The 9,723-nt window shown below is 62.6% G+C and carries 3 protein-coding genes; 2 read left to right on the forward strand and 1 reads right to left on the reverse strand.

The features are described from left to right. The first annotated feature begins 187 nt into the window (after window positions 1-187). Both rpoB and rpoC read left to right on the forward strand, forming a co-directional pair. Window positions 188-4,324 (forward strand): DNA-directed RNA polymerase subunit beta, encoded by a 4,137-nt coding sequence (rpoB, locus tag EOD15_RS20860; RefSeq protein WP_127260184.1) that lies wholly within the window; start codon window positions 188-190, stop codon window positions 4,322-4,324. Window positions 4,325-4,471: 147 nt separating this feature from the next. Beyond that, window positions 4,472-8,668 carry a DNA-directed RNA polymerase subunit beta' gene (gene rpoC / locus EOD15_RS20865; RefSeq protein WP_013531415.1) on the forward strand — a complete coding sequence of 1,399 codons (4,197 nt, stop codon included), beginning with the start codon at window positions 4,472-4,474 and terminating at the stop codon, window positions 8,666-8,668. A 375-nt stretch (window positions 8,669-9,043) separates the two neighbouring features. Here rpoC and EOD15_RS20875 read toward each other — a convergent pair. Further along, window positions 9,044-9,723: Gfo/Idh/MocA family oxidoreductase (locus tag EOD15_RS20875; protein ID WP_148129597.1), on the reverse strand; the 680-nt coding region annotated here is incomplete at its 5' end.

A 9,723-nucleotide genomic window follows, 5' to 3' on the forward strand; every position in this document is an offset into this window, starting at 1 on the left:
ACGCGAGATCTACGAGAACCTCTTTCCTGAGGGCCGAAAACCGGCCTTCAGGAAACGGGTTTTCTCCCGTTCTAGCCGGCCGCCGACAGGCGCCGGGAAAACAGACAAAGGGTTGCCGCCAAGGTGGCCCAGAATGCAAGGCGAGCCGCGGCGAGGCTCGTCCCGAGTTTAGAGCTAAGGAGCGACGATGGCCCAGACCCAGACTTTCAATGGCCGCAGACGCGTACGCAAGTTCTTCGGAAAGATCCCGGAAGTTGCGGAGATGCCGAACCTCATCGAGGTTCAGAAGGCATCCTATGATCAATTCCTGATGGTGGCGGAGCCCAAGGGCGGGCGTCCGGACGAGGGACTGCAGGCTGTTTTCAAGTCGGTTTTCCCGATCTCCGATTTTTCCGGCTCCTCGATGCTGGAGTTCGTGAAGTACGAGTTCGAAGGACCGAAATTCGACGTTGACGAATGCCGTCAGCGCGACCTCACCTATGCCGCGCCGCTGAAGGTGACGCTGCGCCTCATCGTGTTCGATATCGACGAGGATACCGGCGCCAAGTCCATCAAGGACATCAAGGAGCAGGACGTCTACATGGGCGACATGCCGCTCATGACCTTGAACGGCACCTTCATCGTCAACGGCACCGAGCGCGTCATCGTCTCGCAGATGCACCGCTCGCCGGGCGTCTTCTTTGACCATGACAAGGGCAAGTCGCACTCGTCGGGCAAGCTTCTGTTTGCCGCGCGCGTCATCCCCTATCGGGGCTCGTGGCTCGACATCGAGTTCGATTCCAAGGACGTCGTGCACGCCCGCATCGATCGCCGCCGCAAGATTCCGGTGACGTCGCTGCTGATGGCGCTCGGCATGGACGGCGAAGAGATCCTGTCGACCTTCTACAACAAGATCACCTACAAGCGTGCCGGCGACCATTGGCGCATTCCGTTCAACGTCGAGCGTTTCCGCGGCCTCAAGGCCGTCGGCGACCTGGTCGATGCCGATACCGGTGAAGTCGTCGTCGAAGCCGGCAAGAAGATCACCGCCCGCCAGGCGAGGGCGCTTGGCGAAAAGGGTCTGAAGGCGATCAAGGCCACCGACGAGGACCTGCTCGGTAACTATCTGGCCGAGGACATCGTCAACTACGCCACCGGCGAGATCTTCCTCGAGGCCGGCGACGAGATCGACGAGAAGACGCTGAAGGTGCTGCTCGGCACCGGCGAAGAGGAGATCAAGGTTCTCGACATCGACCACGTCAATGTCGGCGCCTATATCCGCAACACGCTCAACGTCGACAAGAACGAGAGCCGCCAGGACGCGCTGTTCGACATCTATCGTGTCATGCGCCCCGGCGAGCCGCCGACGCTCGAAACCGCCGAAGCCATGTTCAACTCGCTGTTCTTCGACAGTGAGCGCTACGATCTGTCGGCCGTCGGCCGCGTCAAGATGAACATGCGCCTCGAGCTCAAGGCCGAGGACACCGTGCGCGTGCTGCGCAAGGACGACATCCTGGCCGTGGTCAGGACGCTCGTCGAGCTGCGCGACGGCAAGGGCGAGATCGACGACATCGACAATCTCGGCAACCGCCGCGTGCGTTCGGTCGGCGAGCTGATGGAAAACCAGTACCGCGTCGGCCTGCTGCGCATGGAGCGCGCGATCAAGGAGCGTATGTCCTCGATCGAGATCGACACGGTCATGCCGCAGGACCTGATCAACGCCAAGCCGGCGGCTGCCGCCGTGCGCGAGTTCTTCGGTTCCTCGCAGCTGTCGCAGTTCATGGACCAGACCAACCCGCTGTCGGAGATCACCCACAAGCGCCGCCTCTCGGCGCTTGGACCGGGCGGTCTGACCCGCGAGCGCGCCGGCTTCGAAGTGCGCGACGTGCACCCGACGCATTACGGCCGCATCTGCCCGATCGAGACGCCGGAAGGCCCGAATATCGGTCTGATCAACTCGCTGGCCACCTTCGCACGCGTCAACAAGTACGGCTTCATCGAGAGCCCGTACCGCAAGATCGTCGACGGCAAGCTGACCAATGACGTCGTCTATCTCTCTGCGATGGAAGAGGCCAAGCACCATGTCGCGCAGGCCAACGCCGAGCTCGACAAGAACGGTGGTTTCGTCGACGAATTCGTCATTTGCCGCAGCGCCGGCGAAGTGATGATGGCGCCGCGCGAAAACGTCGATCTGATGGACGTGTCGCCCAAGCAGATGGTGTCGGTGGCCGCGGCCCTGATCCCGTTCCTGGAAAACGACGACGCCAACCGCGCTCTGATGGGCTCGAACATGCAGCGTCAGGCCGTGCCGCTGGTGCGCGCCGAGGCGCCGTTCGTCGGCACCGGCATGGAGCCGATCGTCGCCCGTGACTCGGGCGCCGCCATCGGCGCCCGCCGCGGCGGCATCGTCGACCAGGTGGACGCGACGCGTATCGTTATCCGCGCCACCGAAGATCTCGATCCGGGCAAGTCCGGCGTCGATATCTACCGGCTGATGAAGTTCCAGCGTTCGAACCAGAACACCTGCATCAACCAGCGTCCGCTGGTTCGCATGGGTGACCGGGTCAACAAGGGCGACATCATCGCCGACGGTCCGTCGACCGAGCTCGGCGATCTGGCGCTCGGCCGCAACGTGCTGGTCGCGTTCATGCCGTGGAACGGCTACAACTACGAGGACTCGATCCTCCTGTCCGAACGCATCGTCGCCGATGACGTCTTCACCTCGATCCACATCGAGGAGTTCGAGGTCATGGCGCGCGATACCAAGCTCGGACCGGAGGAAATCACGCGCGATATTCCAAACGTCTCGGAAGAAGCGCTGAAGAACCTCGACGAAGCCGGCATCGTCTATATCGGTGCCGAAGTTCAGCCGGGCGACATCCTGGTCGGCAAGATCACGCCGAAGGGCGAAAGCCCGATGACGCCGGAAGAGAAGCTTCTGCGCGCCATCTTCGGCGAAAAGGCATCCGATGTGCGCGACACCTCGATGCGCATGCCTCCGGGCACTTTCGGCACGGTCGTCGAGGTGCGCGTCTTCAATCGCCACGGTGTGGAGAAGGACGAGCGCGCCATGGCGATCGAGCGCGAGGAGATCGAACGCCTCGCCAAGGACCGCGACGACGAACAGGCCATTCTGGACCGTAACGTCTACGCGCGTCTTTCCGACGTGCTCGTCGGCAAGGAAGCGATCGCCGGACCGAAGGGCTTCAAGAAGGGCTCGACGCTGTCCAAGGATACGCTCGACGAGTATCCGCGTTCGCAGTGGTGGCAGTTTGCCGTGGAGAACGAAAAGCTCCAGAGCGAACTGGAAGCCCTGCGTGGCCAGTACGACGATTCCAAGAAGGCGCTCGAACAGCGTTTCATGGACAAGGTCGAGAAGGTCCAGCGCGGCGACGAAATGCCTCCGGGCGTCATGAAGATGGTCAAGGTCTTCGTGGCCGTGAAGCGCAAGATGCAGCCCGGCGACAAGATGGCCGGCCGTCACGGCAACAAGGGTGTCGTGTCGCGGATCGTTCCGGTCGAGGACATGCCTTTCCTCGAGGACGGCACGCATGCCGATATCGTGCTCAACCCGCTGGGTGTGCCGAGCCGCATGAATGTCGGCCAGATCCTGGAAACGCATCTGGGCTGGGCATGCGCGGGCATGGGCAGGAAGATCGGCGAGCTGATCGACACGTACAAGGCAGCCGGCGACATCAAGCCGCTGCGCAAGACGCTCGAGAGCTTCATCCCGGCCAACGACCGCAACGAGCCGGTTCGTGACTATGACGACGAGAGCATCGTTCGCCTCAGCGAGCAGATGCGCCGCGGCGTCTCGATCGCGACCCCGGTGTTCGACGGCGCGCATGAGGCTGACATCAACATCATGCTGGAGCAGGCGGGCCTGCACACATCAGGTCAGTCGCAGCTCTATGACGGACGCACGGGCGAGCCGTTCGATCGCAAGGTGACGATGGGCTACATCTACATGCTCAAGCTTCACCACCTCGTGGACGACAAGATCCACGCGCGTTCGATCGGTCCGTATTCGCTCGTCACGCAGCAGCCGCTGGGCGGCAAGGCGCAGTTCGGTGGCCAGCGCTTCGGCGAGATGGAGGTCTGGGCACTGGAAGCATACGGCGCCGCCTACACGCTGCAGGAAATGCTGACGGTGAAGTCCGACGACGTCGCCGGTCGTACCAAGGTCTACGAGGCGATCGTGCGTGGTGACGATACCTTCGAGGCCGGCATCCCCGAGAGCTTCAACGTTCTCGTCAAGGAAATGCGGTCTCTCGGCCTCAATGTCGAGCTGGAGAACACCAAGCTCGATGACAACCCTGTCCGGCTGCCCGATGCTGCCGAATAGGGGCGCGGCCGAGTAACCAAGACGTTCGGTCGCGGAAATCGCGACCGAACGCACCAAATTCTTCGGCCGGTGGCCGACACACGACGGCGGGCGTTTGGCCCGCGCTAGATGCAAGGGGTTTTCGAGGACCCCGAAAAGGAGAACGGCATGAACCAAGAGGTCATGAATCTCTTCAATCCGCAGGCGCCTGCGCAGGTGTTCGATTCCATTCGGATATCGCTTGCCAGCCCTGAGAAGATTCTGTCCTGGTCTTTCGGCGAGATCAAGAAGCCGGAGACCATCAACTACCGCACCTTCAAGCCGGAGCGTGACGGTCTGTTCTGCGCGCGCATTTTTGGCCCGATCAAGGACTACGAGTGCCTGTGCGGCAAGTACAAGCGCATGAAGTACAAGGGCGTCATCTGCGAAAAGTGCGGCGTTGAAGTCACGCTGTCGCGCGTTCGTCGTGAGCGCATGGGCCATATCGAGCTGGCGGCACCGGTCGCCCATATCTGGTTCCTGAAGTCGCTGCCGTCGCGCATCGGCACGCTGCTCGACATGACCCTGAAGGACATCGAGCGCGTCCTCTACTTTGAGAACTACATCGTCACCGAACCTGGCCTCACCGCGCTGAAGGAGCACCAGCTGCTCAGCGAGGAAGAGTACATGATCGCCGTCGACGAGTATGGCGAGGATAGTTTCACCGCCATGATCGGCGCCGAGGCCATTCATGACCTCCTGGCGGGCATGGACCTGGAGAAGATCGCCGGCGACCTGCGTTCGGAACTGGCTTCGACCACCTCCGAGCTGAAGCAGAAGAAGTATCTGAAGCGGCTCAAGGTCGTCGAGAACTTCATGGAATCCGGCAACCGTCCGGAATGGATGATCATGAAGGTGGTTCCGGTGATCCCGCCGGACCTGCGTCCGCTGGTTCCTCTGGACGGCGGCCGCTTCGCCACGTCGGATCTGAACGATCTCTATCGCCGCGTCATCAACCGCAACAATCGTCTGAAGCGGCTGATCGAACTGCGGGCGCCGGGCATCATCGTGCGCAATGAAAAGCGCATGCTGCAGGAAGCCGTCGATGCGCTGTTCGACAACGGCCGTCGCGGCCGCGTCATCACCGGCGCCAACAAGCGCCCGCTGAAGTCGCTGTCCGACATGCTCAAGGGCAAGCAGGGCCGGTTCCGTCAGAACCTGCTCGGCAAGCGCGTCGACTATTCCGGCCGCTCGGTCATCGTGACCGGTCCGGAGCTCAAGCTGCATCAGTGCGGCCTGCCCAAGAAGATGGCGCTCGAACTGTTCAAGCCCTTCATCTACGCCCGTCTCGACGCCAAGGGTTACTCCTCGACCGTCAAGCAGGCGAAGAAGCTGGTCGAAAAGGAGCGTCCGGAAGTCTGGGATATCCTCGACGAGGTCATCCGCGAGCATCCGGTGCTGCTGAACCGTGCGCCGACGCTGCACCGTCTCGGCATCCAGGCGTTCGAGCCGATCCTGATCGAAGGCAAGGCGATCCAGCTGCACCCGCTGGTCTGCACGGCCTTCAACGCCGACTTCGACGGCGACCAGATGGCCGTTCACGTGCCGCTGTCGCTGGAAGCGCAGCTTGAAGCCCGCGTGCTGATGATGTCGACCAACAACATCCTGCACCCGGCTTCCGGCGCGCCGATCATCGTGCCGTCGCAGGACATGGTTCTGGGCCTCTACTATCTCTCGATCGTCAACCAGAACGAGCCGGGCGAGGGCATGGTGTTTGCCGACATGGGCGAACTCCAGCACGCGCTCGAGACCAAGGCGGTGACGCTGCACTCCAAGATCAAGGGTCGTTTCCGCACGGTCGACGCGGAAGGCAAGGTCGTGTCGAAGATCCATGACACCACGCCTGGCCGCATGATCATCGGCGAGCTTCTGCCGAAGAACGTCAACGTGCCTTACGAGACCGCCAACCAGGAGATGACCAAGAAGAACATCTCCAAGATGATCGACACCGTCTACCGCCATTGCGGTCAGAAGGAGACGGTCATTTTCTGCGATCGCATCATGGCGCTCGGATTCAGCCATGCCTGCCGTGCCGGCATTTCGTTCGGCAAGGACGACATGCTGATCCCGGATGCAAAGATCAAGCTGGTCTCCGACACCGAGGCTTTGGCCAAGGAATACGAGCAGCAGTACAATGACGGTCTGATCACGCAGGGCGAGAAGTACAACAAGGTCGTCGACGCCTGGGCCAAGTGCTCGGAAAAGGTCGCCGACGAAATGATGGCCCGCATCAAGGCGGTCGAGTTCGAGGACAATGGCCGTCAGAAGCCGATGAACTCGATCTACATGATGTCGCACTCCGGTGCGCGTGGCTCGCCCACCCAGATGCGCCAGCTTGCCGGCATGCGCGGCCTCATGGCCAAGCCGTCGGGTGAAATCATCGAGACGCCGATCATCTCGAACTTCAAGGAAGGCCTGACCGTGCTCGAGTACTTCAACTCGACCCACGGCGCCCGCAAGGGTCTGGCCGACACCGCCTTGAAGACGGCGAACTCGGGTTACCTCACCCGTCGTCTGGTCGACGTGGCGCAGGATTGCATCGTCAACTCCGTCGACTGCGGCACCGACAAGGGCCTCACCATGCAGCCGATCGTCGATGCCGGTCAGGTCGTCGCTTCGGTCGGCCAGAGAGTGCTGGGCCGTACGTCGCTCGACGACATCACCCATCCGGTGTCGGGCGAGATCCTGGTCAAGGCCGGAACGCTGATGGACGAGCGTGACGTGGAACAGATCGAAAAGGCCGGCGTCCAGTCGGTCCGCATCCGCTCGGCACTGACTTGCGAAGTCAGGGTTGGCGTCTGCGCGGTCTGCTACGGTCGCGATCTGGCCCGCGGCACCCCGGTCAATCAGGGCGAAGCCGTCGGCGTCATCGCGGCGCAGTCGATCGGCGAGCCGGGCACGCAGCTCACCATGCGTACCTTCCACATGGGCGGTACCGCGCAGGTCGTGGACAGCTCGTTCCTTGAAGCCTCGTATGAGGGCAAGGTCGAGATCCGCAACCGCAACGTGGTGCGCAACTCCGACGGCCAGCAGATGGTCATGGGCCGCAACATGGCGGTTCTGATCCTCGACGAAGCCGGCAAGGAGCGCGCCTCGCACCGCCTCACCTATGGTTCGCGCATCTTCGTGGACGATGGTGACAAGGTGAAGCGCGGCCAGCGTATCGCCGAGTGGGATCCCTATACCCGTCCGGTCCTCACCGAAATCGAGGGCAGGGTGTCGTACGAGGATCTGGTCGACGGCATTTCCGTTCAGGAAACGGCCGACGAGTCGACCGGCATCACCAAGCGTGAGGTCATCGACTGGCGCTCGACGCCACGCGGCAACGACCTGAAGCCGGCGATTGCGATCCAGGACGCCAAGGGCAAGGTCGGCAAGCTGTCGAAGGGCGGCGACGCCCGCTTCCTGCTCTCGGTCGAGGCCATTCTTTCGGTCGAGCCGGGCTCGCAGGTTCGTCCCGGCGACGTGCTGGCGCGTATTCCGATGGAAAGCGCCAAGACCAAGGACATCACCGGCGGTCTGCCGCGTGTTGCCGAACTGTTCGAGGCACGTCGTCCGAAGGATCACGCCATCATCGCCGAGATCGACGGCACGATCCGCTTCGGCCGCGACTACAAGAACAAGCGTCGCATCATCATCGAGCCGCATGACTCGACGCTCGAGCCGGTCGAATACCTGATCCCGAAGGGCAAGCCGTTCCATCTCCAGGACGGCGACGTCATCGAGAAGGGCGACTACATCCTCGACGGCAATCCGGCGCCGCACGACATCCTGGCGATCAAGGGCGTGGAGGCACTTGCTTCCTACCTCGTCAACGAAATCCAGGAAGTCTATCGTCTGCAGGGCGTGTCGATCAACGACAAGCACATCGAGGTGATCGTTCGCCAGATGCTGCAGAAGGTCGAGATCACGGTGCAGGGCGACTCGACCTACATCCCGGGCGATCATGTCGACGTGATCGAACTGGAAGAGGTCAACGAGCGTCTGGTCGAGGACGGCAAGAAGCCGGCCGAAGGCCTGCCGGTGCTGCTCGGCATCACCAAGGCATCGCTGCAGACGCCGTCCTTCATCTCGGCCGCCTCCTTCCAGGAGACGACGCGAGTGCTGACGGAAGCTGCCGTTGCCGGCAAGACCGACATGCTGCAGGGCCTGAAGGAAAACGTCATCGTCGGCCGGCTGATCCCGGCCGGTACCGGCGGCACGATGAGCCAGATCCGGCGCATTGCCACCTCGCGCGACGAACTGATCATCGACGAGCGCCGCAAGGCCTCGGGTGCGGAAGTCGCCGAGCCGATGCTGGCCGACATGACAACCGCCGCGCAGTAAGCGCGGCGGCAGGAATCTCAGGCAAAAAAGGCCGTCGGGGCGACCCGGCGGCCTTTTTTTGCATTGCGTTGGAGCCGAACTTTGTGGCGGTGGCGAAGTGAGGAGCATCGTCTGGTGCCTTGTTTTGCAGGCTGGCGCCGCCCCTCATCTGCCTGCCGGCATCTTCTCCCCGTATAGTGACGGGGAGAAGGACGCCGTCGCTGACGCTTTCGCCAATCGGCGACCTTGCAGGGCGAACGCCGGCGTCGCCATTGCCCCTTTCTCCCCGTCACTATACGGGGAGAAATGTCCGGCAGGACAATGAGGGGCGGCGCGCCCTTCGCAAATGATCCGGGAAGTGGGGATCGGAGCGAGGTCGCTCTTCACTGCCCATTGTCAATCGAAGAACGCCTCGACCACGTTGCGCTTGCCGAGCATGAAGGCGTCGGCGACATGCTGTAGCGGCGCCAGATCGACATCGGAGGTGCCGGCGCGCACGATTTCGGCAAAGCGCCGGTAGAGCATCGGATACTCGGCCTCCGGCTCGTCATGAACCACTTTGCCGTCGATGGCGAGCTTCGAGCCGCCGCCCGACAGCACCATCGCGCCCTTGTCGGTGTCGGCCAGGATGTCCCAGCTTTGCGGGCCTGTCTGCAGCCAGTCGAGGTCCATCGTCACCGGCAACCCGTTCGAGGTGCGGAAGGCGACGCGCGCGGCAACCGGGGAGGCGCGGTTTTCGGGAAAATCCAGCACCGCCGAGGTGATGAACATCGCCGGCAGGATATGGGTGGCAATCGACAGCGCGTTGATGCCGGGATCGAAGACGCCGAAACCGCCGGGAGCCCAGATCCATTCCTGGTTCGGGTGCCAGCGGCGCACGTCTTCCTTCCAGTTGATGGCGGCCGAGTGGATGCGGGCTGAACTTAGAAAAGCACGCGCGGCCTCGACCGCCGGCGCATAGCGCGAGTGCCAGCTGGCGAACAGCGAGACGCCGTTCTGCGCGGCCAATGTCTTGAGGTCCTCGACCTCGCTGACCGTGGCGCCAGGCGGCTTCTCCAGGAAGACATGCTTCTTGG

Origin of the sequence: Mesorhizobium sp. M7A.T.Ca.US.000.02.2.1, from assembly GCF_003996995.1 — a bacterium.
In the GTDB taxonomy this organism is placed as follows: Bacteria; Pseudomonadota; Alphaproteobacteria; order Rhizobiales; family Rhizobiaceae; genus Mesorhizobium.